This is a genomic window from Paraburkholderia bengalensis, from assembly GCF_037126505.1.
Lineage (GTDB): Bacteria > Pseudomonadota > Gammaproteobacteria > Burkholderiales > Burkholderiaceae > Paraburkholderia > Paraburkholderia bengalensis.
Window position 1 is genome coordinate 1 of record NZ_JACFYJ010000131.1, and the last position, 18,418, is coordinate 18,418.

An 18,418-nucleotide genomic window follows, 5' to 3' on the forward strand; every position below is an offset into this window, starting at 1 on the left:
GCTTGCCGTCTGACGGACATAGCCAACGAGAGAATAAGGCGTCGCGCATTGGATGGCCGCTCGTGTTGAAACATAGCGATCAAGCGTTCGATTGTCCCTCGCCCGGCGGCGGCTCGCCGGCGCGCAAGACAGCGTCCGCACCGGCGACGGCGGGCAAGCCGGCGATCCGCCGGAAGCGGGGGTAAGCCGCGATGAAACAGAAGACTCGCCCGCAAAAGGGGAGAACAGGGCGAACCAGGTTCAAGGTCAGGCGTAAGGCCCCGGCCTGTCCCCCGATCGGCGCGCTGATGCGCTACGGGCAGCGGACGGTGCGCGTGATCGCCGAAGCGAGCGGCCAGCGCGTGATCATCGAGTCGGTCAATGAGGACGGACGCGCCTTTCGCAGCACGGTGAAATGGATTAGCCTGAGCGCTCTTCACGATCAACTCTTCTGAGCGCGATGACGATGCAGCAGACCGCACAGCAGCTCGATATCTTCGCCGACAGCTGCGACGTGGAGTTGCGCAACGGCGTCGTCGATCAGTTGCAGCACCGCGATGGCGCCGCTGCGCGAGCGGCCCTGGAAGAACTGGCCGCCGAATATCCGGATGACAGCGCGCTGTCAGCGATGACGGTACTGGTCCGTGAACTTGAAGGTCAGTCCACAACGCCCTTCGCGGATCACGCGGCACTGGCCGCCGCCCGCCGTCACCTAGAGGATGACGTGGGGCCCGCGGCGCGGCGGGTGCTGCCCGCACAGACGGTCTGCGCATGGCTGGCGCCGTGCTGGTCGTCGCTGGCGCAACGGGCCGCAGGCCTGGCGTTTCGCGGCGCCGAGGCTGGCAATCATGCTGACAGTCATTTCGGGAATCACGCCGCACCGCTGTGGCTACTGGCAGGCGAGTGGGCGGCCGCAAGTGACGCGGTCGAGATGTAAAAATCGTCCTGATCAATCAGCAGGCGTTTTTGACGGGGCCACAAACGTGAAGCCTGCACCGAGCTCGAGAAGAAACTGCTCCATCTCGCGCAGGATGGCATCCTCCAGATGCGGAACCGCGTCGCCGAGCACGAGGGCGGTTTACTGAAAGTGGTCGTTGGTGGGGTGAGGTGTCAGCCATGGCTGCAGGCCATCGCCGATGCGCTGAAGATGCGGCCGCGCGTGCGCGACGATGCATCGAACACGGGGCTGCACGGGCTGGCCGCGCTTGGCTCGGTGGCCGCGGGCTGGGCGGCTTCGGTTGGCGAGCACCTTGAAAAATATGAAACGGCGCCACGATTCGCCACGCACGTTCATCCCCGGCAACAGCGCAACAGCTCGCGGGTCACCCCGGCCGTTACACGGCGAGAGCGGCGGGGCGCATGTCCCGTGAGCGGCGGCGCCAATGTGTGCCGGCGAACCACCGCCTCAGTAAAACAGCGTCGCCACATCCAGAATATGAGCCGCCAGTGCCTCGTCATGCCCACCCATGCGGTGATGCAGCTCGAGCATCTGCATCATGTGGGAAATCGCGTCGGGCAGACTGGTCGATCCATGCAATGGCTGCGCCATGGCCGCCCAGATCCTGTCCTTCTCCACGAGTGAGGCCGCCGGCGCCAGTGACAGCTCGTTGAGCAGGCGTTCGTCCGGTTGCCCGTCGAGTAACGCCGCGATATCACGCCGCGAGAGGGCCGCGACATGATTGTGTGCCACGATCTCCAGTGCCGCGTTCGCCTGCCACATCAGCCCACGCTCGCGCAAGGCCGCGACATAATCGAGCGCCTCGAGCGGCGGCAGTCTGTGTACAAACGAGCTCACGAGACTCGTGAATCCTTCCTCCCGCACCATCTGGATCATGCGTGGCCTCAGCCCCGTCAGCTCTGGCATACCCAGCCGCTCGAGCAGGGAGCTGGCGTCGCTTTCCCACAATGCATGCTCCTCGTTCTCCAGAATCCACACGATCTGGTCATACGCGAACCGCTTGGGCGCGAATGCCGCGCTCGCCCGCACAAACCTGCGCATGTCCTCCGGTGAGCCCGCGTGCGATAACCACGCCACCCACTGGGCGAATACCGCTTCGCATTCAGACCCGGGCAGGCGCGCGAAAAACGCCGCCGCCTCCCAGCTGCGTCCCGTGAATGTCAGGGACGCCAGCGCGTGTGGCATGAGCACGCGCACGTGTCTGGGTTCAAGATGCTCCCCCAGGCCTTGCGCGCGATAGTGGAAGTTATCCTCGTCAGCCTGGGCGATCCAGCCGTCCACCACGGCCTGAACGTCCTCCTCTGGCAAATGCGCAAGCAGCAGAGGCAACAGCGGCTCAACGCGCTCGTCCTGACTGGTGGCCACCTCACCTTGACGTCTGAGCTCGCTGACAAACGTCCGGAACGCCTCCATCTCCGCGGGTCCCAGTGACTGGTCAATGGCATGGAGGATCCTTGCCCGGCACAGGGGATCCGTGACGTCGCTCACGCGCCGGCCAATGCTCGCGAACGCAGCCGCCTGGATATCGTGGCTCACAAAGGTTCGGGCCCGATACGCACAATCAAGTAGCCACCCGGCGAGCGCTTCGTCTCCGCCCTCGGGCTGCGTGTCCGAACCCATAATTATCTCGGCCCAGTGGCGCGAATCCTGAACCGTGGCGATCACACCCGCCGCGTGACGAAGGATGCGCAGCGCGGGCGTGCCCGGGGACGTGGCCTCGATCCGTCCAAGTAAGGCCGCCTCCCGTTGCGCGTGAAGCGTTGGATCGGTCGTCGCGCCAACGAACTCACACAACTCGTGGGAATCGATGAACGTCTCGTCAGGCGGCACCCACCCGTCCAGACGCGCGGCCACATGCGCCGGAAACGGGGTGTCCGGGTGGCGTAGCCCGATTGCGCGCCACGCGTCCAGTACCGCCCGTAAGGCCGATTCGAGCGGCGCGGGCACGCTCCACGGTGTCGGCACCCGGATGGCGCCAAGCGCGCGATAGCCGTTTTCGCCTGCCTGCAGTGCCATTTCCAGCGCGCAGGCGGCACTATCCACATTAGGGGCCTTCGATGCCAGAACAAGTTCGCACAGCGCGAGAACGAGCTTCGCGGCGCGCTCATCGGCGCGTGGGCCCAAACGTTTTTGCAGCACACGCGTGAGCGCCACTTCAAGGGCATAGCGCAGATCGCGATCACGTACGTGCTGTGTGTGCTTCAGCGCGGCCTGAAGGGCCACGTCGGGTAGGTAGTCAAGCGAGCTCTGCCTGAGTGCGCGTTCTCCCCACGTATCAACATGCGCGCACAACGCGCGTGCGATCTCCTCGGGATCCTCACTGCCGTCGTGCTGCCACTCCCATCCCCGCCACGGTGCCCGGAGCTCGCGCTCATAGCGTGTGATGGTCTCGCGAAAGCACCGCTCCAGCGTCTGAACATCAGGGATTGCATCGGCGAGCGAATCAGCGAGCACATGAGGGATCACATCAGGGCCCGCATCAGTGAGTGCATTCGTGGACGCATCTGCGCACGCATCCGTGGGTGCAGTGGCCTGAACCTCCCGCGCCAGCTGACACCACGCCCGGTACAGCGACCGCCTGAGCGTATCGTCCGTGTGCGACAGGTCAACGTGCGCGACGCACTGCAGCGCGCGGGCGGCAGCCAGGTAGCGCGCCTCGCCCGCGGCCCCCGTCGCAATGATGGCAAACGCTCGAGCCAGCCACAGCGTGTCGTCCCCCATGTCCGCGATCGCGGGTAGAAGAATGGTTTCGGCGTGGATGACCTGTGGCGTATCGCGTGGATCACCCGCCTGCGTGTGCGCGCTAGAGCGGTTGCGGCACAGCGCGTCGAACGTGCGCACGGTGCCAGCGTCCCACGTCGGGGCGGCCAGCTCCAGTGCGGTGTAGATCTTGTGCCAGTACCCCAGTCGAAAGAGCGATGGCATGACGCGTTCGCGCTGGGCCGCCGTGCCGTGTAGCAGAAAGAGCGCAAGCACCTCGGACAATTTGGTCCACTGTTCGTCATCCACCGACGCGGCGATCCGCTCAAAGAGCGCATCGAGCCATCCGGTGTCGTCCCTGCGCGCGAGCTCGCTCTCAATGAGACGGATAAGCCAACTCGCCGCTTTCCCCGTTTCGTTGTAGCCCTGGGCGGCAAAATCCAGACATTGTGCGAGCGCCTCGTCAAATGATGCATAGCCACGCGCGGCCAGCTCGACCAGTCCCCAGGCCCGCAAGCCGGACGATTTCCGTTGGGTCAGGCTCGCCCTGATCTGGGCAACCCACGCGTCGCGCGAGCCTGGATCGCGACAGTCAATCAGGTAGAGCAGTCCCTCAATCCTCGCCTCGGGCGCTGAGATCCCCTGCACGAAAGCCACCGCGTCAAAATCGGGCGCGAGCTGCTCGACAAGTGCAATGACCGCCTCGCCATTGCCGAAGCCGTACGTCGAGAGATCGCGCAACTCACGCTCCATCGCCAGGTTGACGATCTCCCGCCACAGCGGCACGGAGGTGGGCACGATATGGTGGCGTACCTCGCACAATCGCGTGAGCAACTTCGTGTCAAAGGACGGCGGTTCGGGAAACGCGCCCGCCGCGGGTGGCCGGTACGCCAGACGTAGCGCCTCGAGCTCGCGCTCGGCCCACGTATCCGTCTCAAGCAGGCGCGGTTTCGCCAGCGCATCGAACTCGATCGCACTCACGCGCCACAGTATGCCCAGCAGCTCGGCCATCGCGGCCACCAGCAGCCTGCCGCGCAGCGCGCCCTGCGCGTTTGCATGCCGGGCCTGATCGCAAAGGTGGGCGGCCAGGTGAAGAAACGCGGCGATGCTGCCCGTTCGCTCCCGCACGGCACGCAGCCAGCTCGCGCTGAGCAGTTGCATGAGTTGCGCCCCCGTGGCCGCCTCCAGCCGCAGGTGCGCCTGGGCGTGGGTGAGGGCATACAGGCTCGCATCTTCGGGATAGCCGTCGCGCGCGTGCGTCAACGCATCGTCAATCAGCCTGCGAAAGCCTTCGTCAAGCGCCTGGCGATCAAACGCCAGCATGGGCGCAAGCGCCTCGGCCAGGCGCTGGTGCCCAAGCACATAGCCATGGAGCGCATCGCCGGAGATCAGGGCGCGGGCCTCGTGCAATGCGCGGTCGACCAGGCTTTCGGGGACGTTCATCACGATGCGCAGGTCCCGCCGCGTCATCGCTGCGCGGCCCACGCACAGCACACCCAGCAACTGCCCCGCAGTGGCCCGTTCGTGCGCCTCGATGCGCTGAAACAGACCGTCGAGCCAGGCGCGCAGGACCCGGGCGAGCGCATCGTTCGTGCGCCGCATGACATTGTCGCAAAGCGTCGCGTTGCCTTGCCTGAGCTCGGCGGCAAGCAGGCCTGCCACGAGCGGATCGCCCCCGGCCACCCGCACATAGCGATCGAGCACGGACCCACCCACCGCGCCCGATGCGCTCCGCAAGAGCGCGAGCACCGCCTTTTCCTCAAGCAGGGGCAGCGAGATCGACTCGGCGCAATACGTCCATCCGAGCTCCATCAGATATCGCGCACCCTGTGGATCATCAGCCTGCTCGCGTGCGCTCACCACGATGCGTATCGGGCTGCCTGCCGGGCGCACCGGAAACATGGCGGGTCCCAACACCCATTCATCCGCTTCGTCCAGTCCGTCGATGACGAGCAACAGCGGAGCATGGCCCGCCGCTAACGCGTAAAGCGCGCGATGAGCGAACGCCCGGCACGCCTCGGGCTCCTCGGGCGCGCGCCCGAGCTCCGCGAACGTGACGCTCAGTGCACGGGCGAGCGCGGGGAAAAAGTCGAGCTCCCGGTCAATACCATAGGTCTGGCTGATGGCAAGCAGGATCACGTTCGCGGTGTCGGCACGCCTGCTAACCCACTGCGTGAGCAGCGTCGATTTGCCCCGCGCGGCCGCGCCCAGGAGCAGCAGGTTGGGGGCGGCCCTCGCGTCGGCGGCCCACGCATCGAGCGCGGCCAGGCACGCCTCGCGCCCGGTGAAGTCCGCCGCGAGCCGGTCCGCGACAAACCGGCTCATCGCGATGTCATAGTCTCTCGCAACAAAAGAGCGATTCAGATAGACCGTCTGGATAAGCTGCCCGATCTCGACGTGCGCGCCGCAATGGACGGTGATCTGGTTGAGGGCCTGAGTGCTCACTGGCGCGCGCGTACCGGCCGCTAACGGCGCGCCTGTCAGTTTTTCCGTTCGTCCCCGGTCGCAGCGCTCTGGCCTGGCGACAGGTCAGCCTCGACCGTGAACGTCTTGCCACGCGAGGTGGTGTTACGCATGTCAACGTTGGCCGTCCCCCCGGTACGCAGCGTGACGTCGTCGTACAGGAAGGTGCCATCGCGGATGCACAGATTGATTGTGGGATCCGCCTTGAGCACCTCGCCGGCGCCGGGCCGACTCAGCGCGCTCTGCAACGCCTCGCGCAGCGCGTCAATGCGCTCCTGTAGCGTCGACAGGTCGGCGGGATCAAGGTGCGCGACACGCTGCCGCAATGTTTCGGGATCGTGGCCGGGGTCGTCGTTCGATTCGTCGTCCGCCGATGCGTCGGGCCCGGTCTCGGCTTCGGACTTAGGGGGCGTTGCCTGCGTCGTGTCATCCTTTTTCAGCAGCGTCGCAACGGCCGCCTTGAGCGCGCCGTACGCGTCCTTCACCACCTCGCCAGCGACATCCTTGCCCGCCGCGATCGCGCCGATTGAGAGCGCCTGAACAAGCTGCGTCACGATGGCATCCATGTCCTGCTCCTCGAAGCGATGACGCTCGCCTTCCGTAGTCCGCTAAAACCGTCGCACTACGCCTGACCGTGTGACGGTGGCGATGAGCGCCCGCGGCGCGCGCCCGGAGTGAGCAGTATGCGCCCATGCATGCCCGCGTCAGTGTGCTGGCCAACAGACGCGGGCGAAAAAAATGCACATACAGGGTCGCCGCGCGCGGGGCGGTGGGCCTGCCCCCGGCACGGTGCCGCTGAATGTGCGCGCGGCCGCTTTCGCCGTCGGCGGTAACGGGCCGCCGCCTCGCCTGGCACTTCGGTTGCAAGAGGAGGCAGGGGGCGGTTTGCGCCAGCGCATGGACAAATGATTGTTTTACGATAATTTCACGGGCATCATCGTGAGCCGATTTTATTTCGCAAACCTGAATATGACCCTTCATCGACTTCATCACCTTGAGCGGATCAGAGCGGATCAGCCAGGCAATGGCCGTGCTCACGGTCTGCTTGGGCGTGCTCATGCTGGTGCTCAATGCGGCATGCTGGTGGTTCCCGCGTCTGAACGCCGTGGCGAATGGACACGGCCTCGGCTTTGGCCTCACGGACAGCCTAATTTCCGCGCTGGGCGTGGACGTCTCGCGCCTGCCACACTGGCAGAAAGCAGGGGCGGCGCTAATCTCGAGTGTGCCGCTGCTTGCGCTTGTCCGTGGCATGCGAGACCTGAGTCGGTTGTTCCGGCTCTACGCCCGTCGGGACTATTTTCCCCCCGCCGCCGCGACCCATCTTGCCGGGGCCGGCAAGGCCGCGGGTATCTGGGTGATCCTCAGCCTGCTTTGCGATCCGTTACTCAGTGTGTGGTCGACCATGCGCGAGCCGCCAGGACACCGCGTGATCACCTTGGTTTTGGCTCGCCGTATGTCGTTGCGCTGTTTCTGTCGGCCTCCTTTGCGATTCTCGCACACGTCCTGAAACGGGCAAGTGAGCTTGACGCGCAACATCGGCAATTCGTGTAGGGGCGGCGGTCATGGCAAGTAGCATGCGATTGGACCTGATGCTTGCGTGCCGCAAAGTCCGCTCCAGGAAGTTGGCCGCCGCCGTGGGCTTCGTCGACCGGGTCGAGGAAGAACCAGACCTCGTCCGTTGAGGCAAGCCAGGCGACGAACCCGGCTGCCGTACCAAACTCGAACGACTGGTCGAAGGTCGCGTCGATCGATGCCAGTCGCTCGGCGCGGCCCGCACCCCAGCACTCAAGTGCACGTGGATAGCTGACTCAATGCGTATTCGTTCGGAAAGGGTCCGTAGACCAGATCTCCAGCTGCCCGGTTATCCCACCGCGTGCGCACCGTCAATGTCTGCTTCGTCTCCCTATGTACCGCCGTGGCAAGCTTGCCCGCGAGCAACTCATCGGCCTGCTTGGGGTGTTCGTCCTTTTCGTGCATTTTCTGGCGGTTCGCACGAGAAAACGTTTTCAGATCAATGGGTTGAAAATCCCTCAATTTGCAAAAGCGTGTGAGGCCGCTCAGCCTTTCTACAGGCGGCCGCTCATGCCGTCACCGCCGGAAAATGCACGAAAAGGACGAATGCCCCTGCGAGCCCTCGTCTGACCACGAAGAGCACGATGACGATAATCGTGGGGATGAACAACCCCAGTGGTGCGAGGGTACGTAAGGCGAGCCGTAGCGCCAGATCCTCACGCACGGAGACAGGCTGCGCAATCTGTATGAATCTATCGCCCCGTTGGACGCCGTACACCCGCCAGTGATACTCGTCACGCTCGATGGTGCGCAGCCCCGCCGGGAAGCGGGGAAGGTCAAGCCGTCCGAGCGATTTGTATACGCTCCCTCCTGTCTGACCCCAGACCTCGATGAAAAGACGGTCTTCGGACAGACCTTCGAAATCCGGCTGGCTTTGCAGGACCGTGTCGGCCGAGCCGATATTTGCGGGCAGCGATTCAGCCACCGTGCGCAGTTCGTAGTCGAACAGTTCGCTGGCTTCCTCGCGCGCTGTGTGGAAAATGGCGTAGCCGGCTCCCAATGCCGAGACGGCGAGTCCGGCAATCAGCCATCCGAGCAGCCAACGGCGGATCGATGTCATTCGCATCGCTTAAGACGGTAGCCGACACCCCGGACCGTCACGATCTGCTCGGCGCCGAGCTTGCGGCGAAGGCCGTGCACGTGAACCTCAATTGCATTACTACTCACTTCTTCACCCCACCCATACAGCTTGTCTTCCAGCTCAGAGCGGGTATAGAGTCGCGTCGGTTCTTCAATAAGTGCCCGCAACAGGCTGAATTCACGCGGCCCGAGCGAAAGCGGTTCTCCGTTCAGCGTCACCTCCTGGCTGGCGGGGTTCAGCACGAGGTCGCCGTGCGAATAGACAGGGCAGGTTCGTCCAGCGCGGCGACGTAGCAATGCGCGCACGCGCGCAGCCAGTTCGTCGAGATCGAAAGGTTTGACCAGATAATCGTCGGCGCCTGCATCGAGACCCGCAATGCGATTCTCGATGGTGTCACGCGCAGTGAGGACCAATACGGGAGCGTTTCCACCTTGACGCCGGTAGCGGGCGAGCACATTGATTCCGTCTGATTTCGGCAGGCCGAGATCGAGTAGCACAAGGTCGTAGACATCGTGTTCGAGCGACAATTCGGCTTCACGCCCGTCTCGCGCCCAATCCACCGCGTAGCCGGCGTGCCGCAGCGTGGTTGCGACGGGCTCACCGATCATCTCGTCATCTTCCACCAGCAACAGCCGCATGGTGCCGCATCTCCAGAATGACCGGATTATTGCCATCAGCTGCTTACGGGAGGCTTAAGAGGAAACGCCTCGCGGGCGGAAACTCGCTGCGGGAGCATATCAGTAAGTGTCTTTTTGCACTTCGCTTGGCTCGGCGAGCAGTCGCGCAGGGCTGGGGCGCGTCGTGGTTGACTGGTCCGGCTTGCGGCAGTCAGCCACCGCCCCCCGGGCTTTAATGCAGGCGCGGCGGCGTCCGAGGACTTTTCGAGACCCCTGATGCGTTTCATAGCGCCCGCGAGGTTGTTGGGCGTCCGCCAGCTTCGACGCGTGGACCACGATGAGACGAGAGTTCGTCATGTCGCCGAGCTTCGAGGCTTGTGTTGCTACACGCGCGATTGCGATAGGGGCCGGCCTGCCGAGCTGTTCGGGCGCGTGAGTGGATAGGTTACACCCAGCGACGCGTGCGGCTGTTGCGATAAATGGTCCCGTATCGATGACCGCGCGTTTCATGTTCAGGCAGGCTCCGCCTGAGCAGTACCGCGAACGCACCCGTACTGATGTAGAGCCTCACTCCAGGCACGTCAGTCAGTTGCGTGCCGCAGACCTGCCTGGGCGGCGAGGTGGACGGCCCCCGTTTCGCCGACAGTGGTGGGAAGGATCTTGTCCAAGACGACCCTGACTTCCGGGAGCTTGTTCTGCAACGATGCACGTCTTCGCTCGACACTGTGCTAGCCCCGATTCTGGCGATGAGCGATTTGACAACGCTGTGCAGCTATAAGGGGCACTATGAATGTGCGTGGCTTAGCGAATGCTTAGGAATGCATAGTGTTTCTATCCTATTCCGCGTCATCAATCGAGAATCGATCTCCGGCGTATGGTGGAAGCAATCGTGATCGTATAAGGAACAGTTAAGTTGAGGAGAATAATCTGAATTCGCAGTAACACGATTCCCAGATCTGGACACGGCGTATGCTGGACAGATTATTTGCTCACAGAAGGAGAGTTCAATGAAAACGTCATTCACCATTACACTGATCGTCGGGTCGCTTGCGATGCCCATGATTTCGTATGCAAAGGCTGATTCGAACGGATCGACGCGCGACGAAGTGAAGGCGCAGGTCACGCAGGCAGAGAAGAACGGCGTACTGCATCAGTCGAAGGTGCATTACCCCGACTACGGCTCCGATGTTTCTGGGGCAGGGCGACAGTCCGCGAGCGAGTACGGTGCTGCGCCGCTGAATTTCTCGCAGTCCGGTTCGCGAATCAATAGTGATAGCGGCGGCAAGTTCTTCGAACACCATTGACAGAGCAGTAGCGCGAGTGGGCAATTTTACCGCCTACTCGCCGCGTCACAACGTGGCACGTGGCGTATGCGCCCACACGCGAGCGGCGTCAGTTCACCGCAGCCGCCACACGAGAAAAAGCAGGCCCGGCAAAACTGCCGGGCCCTCGAAAAGGCGGTCACGGCAAGGGATCGACGGAGGTGACGCATCGTCGATACCTGCAGCTCAACCACCTGCGTGGAAGGTCATCCGCTGGGACAGTAAAAGTATAGGGGCCGATGCCTTAGCAAACCCTTAAGCGACGGGCGCTGAAGTCTAGTATCCTGCTGCTTCAAATGGGTACTTGCTCGCTCTTTTATCAGAAGTTGCAGCAGCATCGGTAGCAACGGAAGCACCGGTGACAATTGCACGATCGGCGTCCAAGGCGACAATGTCGCTGCTGTCGAGCGCGCCGTGACCTGCCGGGAAACGCGCTCGCATAAGAATCTGGCACGAATCTAATATTCGGTACTACGGAATATAGAGTGACTAATGAAACAGTGACGACTGGCGTACTGCCAACCACAGCGGCTTATGCGTTCGACGATTGTGGGATGCATCGACCTCGCTTCTGCGTAAGGATTTCTTAAGGGAGCGAAGCATGCGGCCCAGCGCAACGAATGCGCGGGTGGCCGCGGCGGCCAACGCCCGTGGTCCCCCGTCCGACCAATCGCCCACGCCGCCCGCGCTCCTCGCCTCGCTGTGCGAGCCCCCCGGCGGGTCGCTCATGCCTGCACCGCAGGTGGACCAGCTACCGCGCGTGCCGCCCGCGCTGCTAGCCAGTTCCTCACGCCTGCTCCTGCTGCGATGGCACTCGTCGACAAGCCGACGACAAAGGCGCCCGACACGACAAGTTTCTTCATGATTGCGTTCATGCAGGTGTCGACGGCGGCGTGTCCCGGAGCAAGCGATGGAATTGCGCAAACTGCAGCACCGTTAGCCTTGCGAGCCCGACATGTGCCGTTGCGTCGAGGGCAGCCATGCCACAGATCCGACGGATGCACGGCGATGCGATGCTTGCTCGCTCCGATTATGGCGTGCATCCGGTTAGCGCTTGCCATCGCGGTAACGCCCGTGCAGGGTTCGCGCTCGTTTCAGGCCTGCGGCCCGTATCGAAAAAGTAGAGGCAGCGCGTCCGTTGCAGAAGGTTGCCGCCCATCGTCGCGACCGTGCGGATTTTTGTGGCATTGGCCGTCGATAAGCGTACGGCTGTTCCGACATCCACACGCATGGGCAGGCACGCCCCTTACACGTTGGGGACGGCCGGTAAGCAACGTAAGCAACATATGTTATCGTTTGACAGGATTCAGTTAGTTTTTTGGAGGCTCTCTGGCCATCAGTCTATTTTGGGCCAACGCGTACCCCTCGTTTCGAGCGAGGATCCGGTAACATGCAAGTTCAGAATGCTCGCCGCTGGGCACCCAGGGGAGCGCGGCGATGGATCGCAGCAATCGTCGCGCTATGCGTCGCGAGCGGGGTTCGGTTGCTTCTGCATCCGTTGCTCGGGTCTGTCGGTCCTGGTACGGCGTTTAGTATTGCAGCTGTGCTCGTCGAATATTATTTCGGCCTTGCGCCTGCGCTGACGGTACTGCTGGCGGGGCTATGTATTGCCGATTACCTGTTCGTGCCGCCGTACGCCACACTTGGGGTGATCAATCGCTACGATGTGCTGTTCGTTGTTTCATATCCGCTTGTCGCGCTGGTCGTGATCACGCTGGTTGAGAGGCTGCGCCGGGCGCAGTTTCGTGCAGAACTGATTGCAGCGGTCGCGCAGTCCCGTTACGAAATGCTGCTCCGCCACGACAATGAGCGGATGTTGGCGCGCCGTGCCGTCGACGAGACGCATCGTCTGCTGCGTCATCTGTCGCAATATCACACGTCTTTCGTGCTGATTCAGGCGCTTGAGCGGACGCCGGCTGGTACCGACGGCGTCGCTCAGCAGTTCGATGCCGCAATAAAGCCTTCCGCCGGATACCGGCGCCCGCCGGCCGATATAGCGCCCGGTCCGCGATTTGAGGAGGTCGAGCCCGACGATATCCGCCGCCTGTCGCATACACTTTGCCCGGGTTCGCACCGCCTGCGGTTGCGCCCCCACGCAGCGGTCGTCCCGGGTACGAGTGATAGTGCACGAGCGGACGCGCCGGGACTGGCAGGCGACAGTGTGCCTCGGCTCGTCGATTGCGTCTGCGAACGTTTCACTACGCACGCAGGCGAGTTCCTGGTGTTGCGCTTCGCGGACTGACGGGGGCAACGATGACCACTTCTGCAAGGCAAATCTTCAACGAAGGTGACGGACATGCTGTCCTGCTCCTGCATGGCTTGTCGAGCTCACCGCTAGAACTTCGTTATCTGTCTCGCTTTCTGAACGATGAAGGTTTTACCACGTGCGCGCCTGTGCTAGGTGGATACAGCGCCGGTTCGGTCGAGCAACCCATGGAGCAATGGCTGGACGCGGCGACGCATGAGTTTGACGAACTGGCTGCGCGCTATGACCGCGTGTCGGTTTGCGGACTCTCGATCGGAGCCGCGCTGGGCCTCGCGCTCGTGCACCGGCGCCCACAGGCGCAGTCGGTCGCACTATTGTCGCTGACGCTCACGTACGACGGCTGGGCGATTCCCTGGTACCGCTTTTTGCTGAACTGGGCGTATTACTCACCGCTGCGTTGGCGCTATCGCTATCGCGAGTCGGAGCCGTATGGCCTGCGCAATGAAGCACTTCGCGCCAAGGTCGCGCGCGCGATGGAGCGCGACGACTTTAGCGAGATTGGCCCGGCCACGATTTCTCTTCCCGCTCTGCACGAAGCAAGTCGACTGGCCGCGTTTGTACGCGCGAATGTCGGTGAGATTCGAAACGATTGCCTGATCATCCATGCAATCGACGACGAAACATCTAGCCCGCGAAACCCACGCTTCGTAGCCTCGTCGATTGCATCAACTTTCTTGCGCACGATCTGGCTCGACGACTCGTATCACATGATTACCTCCGACAACGAACGCGAAATTGTTGCGCGCGAAACCGCGCTGTTCCTGCGCGAGAGCGAATTGGCGAGCCGAACCGGAGACCTGAGTGGCACTCCGGTGGTGTCGAAAGCGCTGGCGCGGCGCCTAAGGCAGCTCGCGGCGGTTGGCAGGGTGAAGGCATGATGCGCACAACACGTATTTCCTTCACCCAGCTCGCGACGGTGGTTTTGTTCGGCACACATGCAATCGGCGCACTCGCCGACGCGAGCGGTCCTGCGGGCACCGCAGCACTGGCTCCCAGCGCGGCAGAGCCGGCGACCCCCTGGAAGGTCGCATTCGGCCCGGGCCTGATAGTCACGCCGCAATATCCCGGCTCCCACGAACTGCGCTACATCCCATATCCGGCCCTGGATATCTCATGGAATGATCGCGTCTTCTCGCAAGGTCCTGACGTCTTGGGGCTGAACGTGTTGCGAGGCGAGAACTACCACGTCGGCACGTCGATCAGTCTGGACTTTCAGTCACGTCAGGAAAAGGATGATCCGCATCTGCATGGTCTCGGCGACGTGGACAGCAGCGCGAAGCTGAAAGTCTTCGCTGATTACACTGTCTGGGCGTTTACAGGTTCTATTGCGCTGTATCAGGACATTAGCGGGCACGGGCAAGGGAAGTACGTCACGACCGACCTGTATGCGTCGTTACCCGCAGGCGGCTGGCTCTTTTCGTTCGGCCCAGGCTTCACGTGGGCCGATGCGCTTTATACCCGAACTTTTTTTGGGGTGTCGGAGCGTCAAAGCGCAGCGTCCGGATTGCCCGCTTACAACACGAGCTCGGGTATCAGGGACGTGCATCTGAACGGTTATGCAAGCTACGACATCTCCCGGCATTGGGTCGCCTCCGTCGCAGTGACGCTTGGGCGTCTGCAACACTACGCGGGCGGAAGCCCAATCACGGAGCGCAGAAGCGAGCTTAATACGCTAGCGTCCGTGAACTATCGGTTCTAGGCTAACAGGCTGCGGAAATTGGTCGCATGGAAGTCAATGAGACAGATCGCAAAGCCGTTGGTGTAGGAAACTCACCCACCGCAGCAGAATATGCGCGGCGACGACACGTTCACGCCGGCCGAGCATGGCTCCAGAGAAGCTGATCGGGGCGATGCTCCTGCGGGTGCTAGATAGCATCCGGTGCGGAAGTGGGCTTATGAATGCGCAGTGAACGAGGCGATACACACAATCGTAGCGGCGTGAGCAGCGGGACTGTTGCACATGTCGTCACGAGCAGCCTGCCATGCGAGCCCGAGATAAAGAAAAACATCGATATTCTGGGACAAGACACCAGACAGATGAGTAACCGCCCTCGAAGCGAGGTCTGATGCACACATTAACCCAACTGTCTGCTACCCGTCGACACGGCGCGCGCGGCACGTGCCTGGCAGGCCCGACGATGTCCATTCCTACGTAATCGCGGACTAAACCAAGCTTGATGAATCGGTCTTGCGTCTGATCTCGCGCGGCGAATTCCGGCGTATGTCCTCGTGACGGGTCAGGCTCTTTTGCAAGAAACGCAAAATGCTCCGGGAAGAGACGGTGATTCGCGGCAAGCTAAATGGGTCGTCGCTGACGGACGCGCGACCGCGTTGTGTCAGTGTGGCGCTTACATACCCGGCATCCTTGACCATTTCCCGATGTGCGGGTTCTTGCTCACCATACGGGTAGCAAAACGCCGTCACAGGATCACCGAGAAGTTGTTCCAGTTCATGTTTGGATTGCACGATCTGACGAAGTGCTTCCTCCGGCCGAACCTTTGGCAGATGCACGTGGTCAAGCGTGTGAGAGCCGACCTCGTGGCCTGCTCGTGCCCATTCGCGCATTTCCGGTACGCCCATTAGCGGAGCGTCTGGGACGCCCAGCTCGCGATCCCAGACATTGGTCCCATTGAGTTGATGGGACACGAAATAGTTCGTGGCCGTGAACCCGAATGCATCCAGTACTGGCATTGCATGCTGGTGGACGTTGCGAAAGCCATCGTCGAAGGTGATGCCAAAGACCTTACCAGTTCGCTCACGCCGTAAATACGGCATAAGGTCGCGCATGGACAGACCGCGGAACCCGAGACGGTGCATCCACGCCATCTGGCGCCGGAAGTCCGCCGGGGACACCGTTAGGGCTCGCAGTGGCGTCCCATGTGGGGGCACTTCCGCGATCTGATGGTAAGTAAGGATTGCGATTGAGATCATCAGCGTGACGGTACCACTTGACCAAGCGATTCGTTCCCCATGCTGACCGACGGCATGCGCCGTTCACTGGACGGTGGTGCCGCGCCGTAGACCGCCAGGGTGGCGGCGACGAACGGTGTCAACCCGAACTCGGATTGGCTCTTGACGCGTGCCGCGCACCCCATGACCCCAACCCCCGCCGGATCCCTGAGAATTCGCTTCAATACAGCGGCAATGGCATGGGGATCGCGCACCGGAACGATCCAGCCATCCACACCTTCTTTTACATTCTCGGGCAACCCGCCTGATTGCGAGATGAGCACGGGCAACCCCATAGCCATTGCTTCGCGGCACGCATACGACAACGTTTCCCGATGCGATAGCACAAAGGCGACATCGCTCGCCGAAAGAACAGGCCGCACGTCGTCCAGCAGTCCGGTGAAAACGACCTGCGTCGTCAATCCCATTTTCTCTACCCGAAGCCGCAAGTCTTCAGTTGGCATCGAACCAGCGATAATGACAAGGAAGCTGTTGCGCTCAGGTGACGGCAGGTGGCTAATGGCGGTCAGCAGATCCAGCCAGCCTTTTTCGTAGCTGGTTCCCGCGGTGCTTCCCAGCACAACCTTGCCACGATGGGCTGCGCCGAAATAGCGTGCGCGGATCGCGCCCACGTCATCCCGTGACGTCGGAGCGAACCGGTCGTGATCTATCCCATGACGAATGGTGGTGATCTGTCGTCGGCGATACGGGGACCTGACAAGATTGCTCGCCACGAAGTCGCTGACCGCTATGACGTGATCGGTGGCAAGCCACGCACGCAGCAAATTGCCGGCGCTGCGGGCTGAGTAATCGTTATGTTTTGTGAATACGATCCGCGGCCGTTTTCGAGCTGCGGACGTGGCGAGCATTACCAGTCTGTGGTCAGCTGAGCCGTTTACATGGACGACATCAAAGTTGCCACGGCAAATCAGACGTCGCAATTGCGAAAACTTGTGCCACCATTTGCCCCCGCGGGTGGAGTAGTCAATACTGGCTACCTGTACTCCTGGAATCTTTGATGCCAGACCATACAGTCGGCTCGAACCCGGCACAGCTACCGTAATCGCATGTTCGTGGGCAAGTGCGGCGATCAGGCAAAGCAGGTAAGTGTCATGCCCCCCACCATGATGTCGGTGAAAGTTCGTGTATAGGATCCGCATTCGCACGCTCGTTGAAGCTTTCCCGGGCAAGGGGCTCTGTTACCAAATTGCTGAAGACTGCATGTGAGCGTATGTATGCACGTTTGCTACAAATACACTGATGAATCAAAATTCGCTGCAGAAAAGTCGGGGTGAGCCGCACCTATTGTGTTCGTCATATCCGTCGCCGCATTGATGCCGTGAACGTATCGCGTTATGTCCGCGACGGCGCAAGGTACAACAGCATCGCGCACGTAACAAGTGGCTATTGCTGCATCCCGACGCTAAATTTTGAGCACCAAACATTAAGAAATGCTTAAGCCGCCGAAAATGCTGTGACGTTTTCGTGGGGGAGCGGCGACGGGGGCGACTGGCGGGTGCGCGTGTCCTGGAATCGCAGCGTCGCAAATCTGCGCAACTATCCGTGGGAAAGTCTTGCGGCAGCGCCCGTGCTGGGTGAGACGGCGCTGTGGTGCCGGCCAAGACCGGACAGGTGCCTGCGCCTATGGCACGCCTGGCGGTGCGCCGCATGCTGGATGCGGATGCGCCGGCCGCGGTTCGCCGCCAAGAGAACTGCCAGATGTCGACGGCTTGGCAGTTCATGCCCTGGAGGCCGCCGCTGCTGACGGCATTGCGCCGATCGGCATTGCGGCGTGCTTCTCTGCAGTGTCGGCATCGCGTAGCACCGCTGCCTCTTTCACAGCCGTGCAGAGCGCGCACGGGTCGTCGCTCGAGATGCCCTTTCGTAGGGCCACTGCGCTGTTTGCAGTGATCAACCGGCGCATTGCTAGCGCGACCGCATGGCAACGGCGGTCTGCCTTGCAAAGTGCTTGCTGCATCGAATCGCGCGCGTTGTACTGGCGAATCCATGGCACGACCAGACTGCCCACAAAGGAACCGGAACAGCGTCCATAGCAGTCGTCACGCGCTCCTTTGAACGTCCGCCTACGCGGGCGATGCCCCCGGTCACTCCCGTGCAAACCGTCAGGCCTTGCGTGGCATGATTTGCATGATTGCACGGCTTGTTTATGCATATGGCGTGGTTGCGGCTTCATCGTCTAACGTGACGACCGTCGACCTGCCGTATCGCGCGCATCGAACAGATGGGCCCTCGGCCGGGATTCGGCCAGCAGCGGTCGTTGGATACGTCCGTGGTGTGGCCATTCGGGCGGCGCTTCGGCTCACGAAGCGGCCATTAACGTGGTTTCGTTCTGCCTTGAACCGGCTCGTTTGAACGCGATTCGAGGAGGCCGCGCGAATATCGAGCAGAGCCTGCCCTTCATGCCTTCCCTTGCAACGGCGTCGCCGTTGAAAACATAACATTCCTGTCCTCAAGGCGCGCCATTGTAGTCAAAGGGGATGCGGTTGGATT

General features: G+C 62.1%; 11 protein-coding genes and 3 pseudogenes. 7 read left to right on the top strand and 7 right to left on the bottom strand.

The features are described from left to right. The first annotated feature begins 191 nt into the window (after positions 1-191). Both H3V53_RS38850 and H3V53_RS38855 read left to right on the top strand, forming a co-directional pair. On the top strand, positions 192-434 hold the full coding sequence (locus H3V53_RS38850; RefSeq protein WP_336602368.1) for a hypothetical protein: 243 nt from the start codon (positions 192-194) through the stop codon (positions 432-434). Between the two features lie 5 nt (positions 435-439). Next, a complete protein-coding gene (locus H3V53_RS38855) occupies positions 440-916 on the top strand; it encodes a hypothetical protein (protein WP_336602369.1) in 477 nt (158 codons plus the stop codon). Here H3V53_RS38855 and H3V53_RS38860 read toward each other — a convergent pair. The 3 genes and pseudogenes from H3V53_RS38860 to H3V53_RS38870 all read right to left on the bottom strand — a co-directional run. Then, a pseudogene (locus tag H3V53_RS38860) lies at positions 910-1,024 on the bottom strand (PDDEXK nuclease domain-containing protein); the annotation flags it as partial. The gene H3V53_RS38855 and the pseudogene H3V53_RS38860 sit on opposite strands and share 7 nt — an antisense overlap. A 360-nt stretch (positions 1,025-1,384) precedes the next feature. Next, complete coding sequence (locus H3V53_RS38865) at positions 1,385-6,082, bottom strand: hypothetical protein (protein WP_336602370.1); 4,698 nt, start codon at positions 6,080-6,082, stop codon at positions 1,385-1,387. A 35-nt stretch (positions 6,083-6,117) separates the two neighbouring features. Beyond that, positions 6,118-6,666, bottom strand: coding sequence for a hypothetical protein (locus H3V53_RS38870; RefSeq protein ID WP_336602371.1), 549 nt, complete (start codon positions 6,664-6,666; stop codon positions 6,118-6,120). Between the two features lie 458 nt (positions 6,667-7,124). On the opposite strand from H3V53_RS38870, the pseudogene H3V53_RS38875 reads away from it, so the two are divergent. Further along, positions 7,125-7,651, top strand: a pseudogene (locus H3V53_RS38875) (DUF2975 domain-containing protein). A 574-nt stretch (positions 7,652-8,225) separates the two neighbouring features. Here the strand turns inward: H3V53_RS38875 and H3V53_RS38880 are convergent. Both H3V53_RS38880 and H3V53_RS38885 read right to left on the bottom strand, forming a co-directional pair. Beyond that, a pseudogene (locus tag H3V53_RS38880) lies at positions 8,226-8,732 on the bottom strand (two-component sensor histidine kinase); the annotation flags it as partial. Further along, a complete protein-coding gene (locus H3V53_RS38885) occupies positions 8,729-9,391 on the bottom strand; it encodes a response regulator (RefSeq protein WP_336602372.1) in 663 nt (220 codons plus the stop codon). The pseudogene H3V53_RS38880 and the gene H3V53_RS38885, both read right to left, overlap by 4 nt. Before the next feature lie 986 nt (positions 9,392-10,377). On the opposite strand from H3V53_RS38885, the gene H3V53_RS38890 reads away from it, so the two are divergent. The 4 genes from H3V53_RS38890 (at position 10,378) to H3V53_RS38905 (ending at position 14,657) form a co-directional block, all read left to right on the top strand. Further along, on the top strand, positions 10,378-10,674 hold the full coding sequence (locus H3V53_RS38890; protein ID WP_336602373.1) for a DUF4148 domain-containing protein: 297 nt from the start codon (positions 10,378-10,380) through the stop codon (positions 10,672-10,674). Between the two features lie 1,408 nt (positions 10,675-12,082). Next, positions 12,083-12,934, top strand: a complete 852-nt coding sequence (locus tag H3V53_RS38895; RefSeq protein ID WP_336602377.1) for a DUF4118 domain-containing protein — start codon at positions 12,083-12,085, stop codon at positions 12,932-12,934. A gap of 11 nt (positions 12,935-12,945) precedes the next feature. Next, positions 12,946-13,836: an alpha/beta hydrolase gene (locus H3V53_RS38900; protein WP_336602374.1), complete on the top strand. Its 891-nt coding sequence runs from the start codon at positions 12,946-12,948 to the stop codon at positions 13,834-13,836. After that, on the top strand, positions 13,833-14,657 hold the full coding sequence (locus H3V53_RS38905) for a MipA/OmpV family protein (protein ID WP_336602375.1): 825 nt from the start codon (positions 13,833-13,835) through the stop codon (positions 14,655-14,657). The genes H3V53_RS38900 and H3V53_RS38905 overlap by 4 nt, the downstream gene beginning before the upstream one ends. Before the next feature lie 464 nt (positions 14,658-15,121). Here the strand turns inward: H3V53_RS38905 and H3V53_RS38910 are convergent, their stop codons facing one another. Both H3V53_RS38910 and H3V53_RS38915 read right to left on the bottom strand, forming a co-directional pair. Beyond that, on the bottom strand, positions 15,122-15,886 hold the full coding sequence (locus tag H3V53_RS38910) for a polysaccharide deacetylase family protein (protein WP_336602378.1): 765 nt from the start codon (positions 15,884-15,886) through the stop codon (positions 15,122-15,124). A gap of 2 nt (positions 15,887-15,888) precedes the next feature. Further along, positions 15,889-17,067, bottom strand: coding sequence for a glycosyltransferase (locus tag H3V53_RS38915; RefSeq protein ID WP_336602376.1), 1,179 nt, complete (start codon positions 17,065-17,067; stop codon positions 15,889-15,891). Between the last annotated feature and the right edge of the window lie 1,351 nt (positions 17,068-18,418).

Bases quoted from the DNA above. Each gene is read 5' to 3' on its own strand.
- H3V53_RS38850 (WP_336602368.1), top strand. From the start codon at position 192: ATGAAACAGAAGACTCGCCCGCAAAAGGGGAGAACAGGGCGAACCAGG.
- H3V53_RS38855 (WP_336602369.1), top strand. From the start codon at position 440: ATGACGATGCAGCAGACCGCACAGCAGCTCGATATCTTCGCCGACAGC.
- H3V53_RS38870 (WP_336602371.1), bottom strand. From the start codon at position 6,666: ATGGATGCCATCGTGACGCAGCTTGTTCAGGCGCTCTCAATCGGCGCG.
- H3V53_RS38885 (WP_336602372.1), bottom strand. From the start codon at position 9,391: ATGCGGCTGTTGCTGGTGGAAGATGACGAGATGATCGGTGAGCCCGTC.
- H3V53_RS38890 (WP_336602373.1), top strand. From the start codon at position 10,378: ATGAAAACGTCATTCACCATTACACTGATCGTCGGGTCGCTTGCGATG.
- H3V53_RS38895 (WP_336602377.1), top strand. From the start codon at position 12,083: ATGCAAGTTCAGAATGCTCGCCGCTGGGCACCCAGGGGAGCGCGGCGA.
- H3V53_RS38900 (WP_336602374.1), top strand. From the start codon at position 12,946: ATGACCACTTCTGCAAGGCAAATCTTCAACGAAGGTGACGGACATGCT.
- H3V53_RS38905 (WP_336602375.1), top strand. From the start codon at position 13,833: ATGATGCGCACAACACGTATTTCCTTCACCCAGCTCGCGACGGTGGTT.
- H3V53_RS38915 (WP_336602376.1), bottom strand. From the start codon at position 17,067: ATGCGGATCCTATACACGAACTTTCACCGACATCATGGTGGGGGGCAT.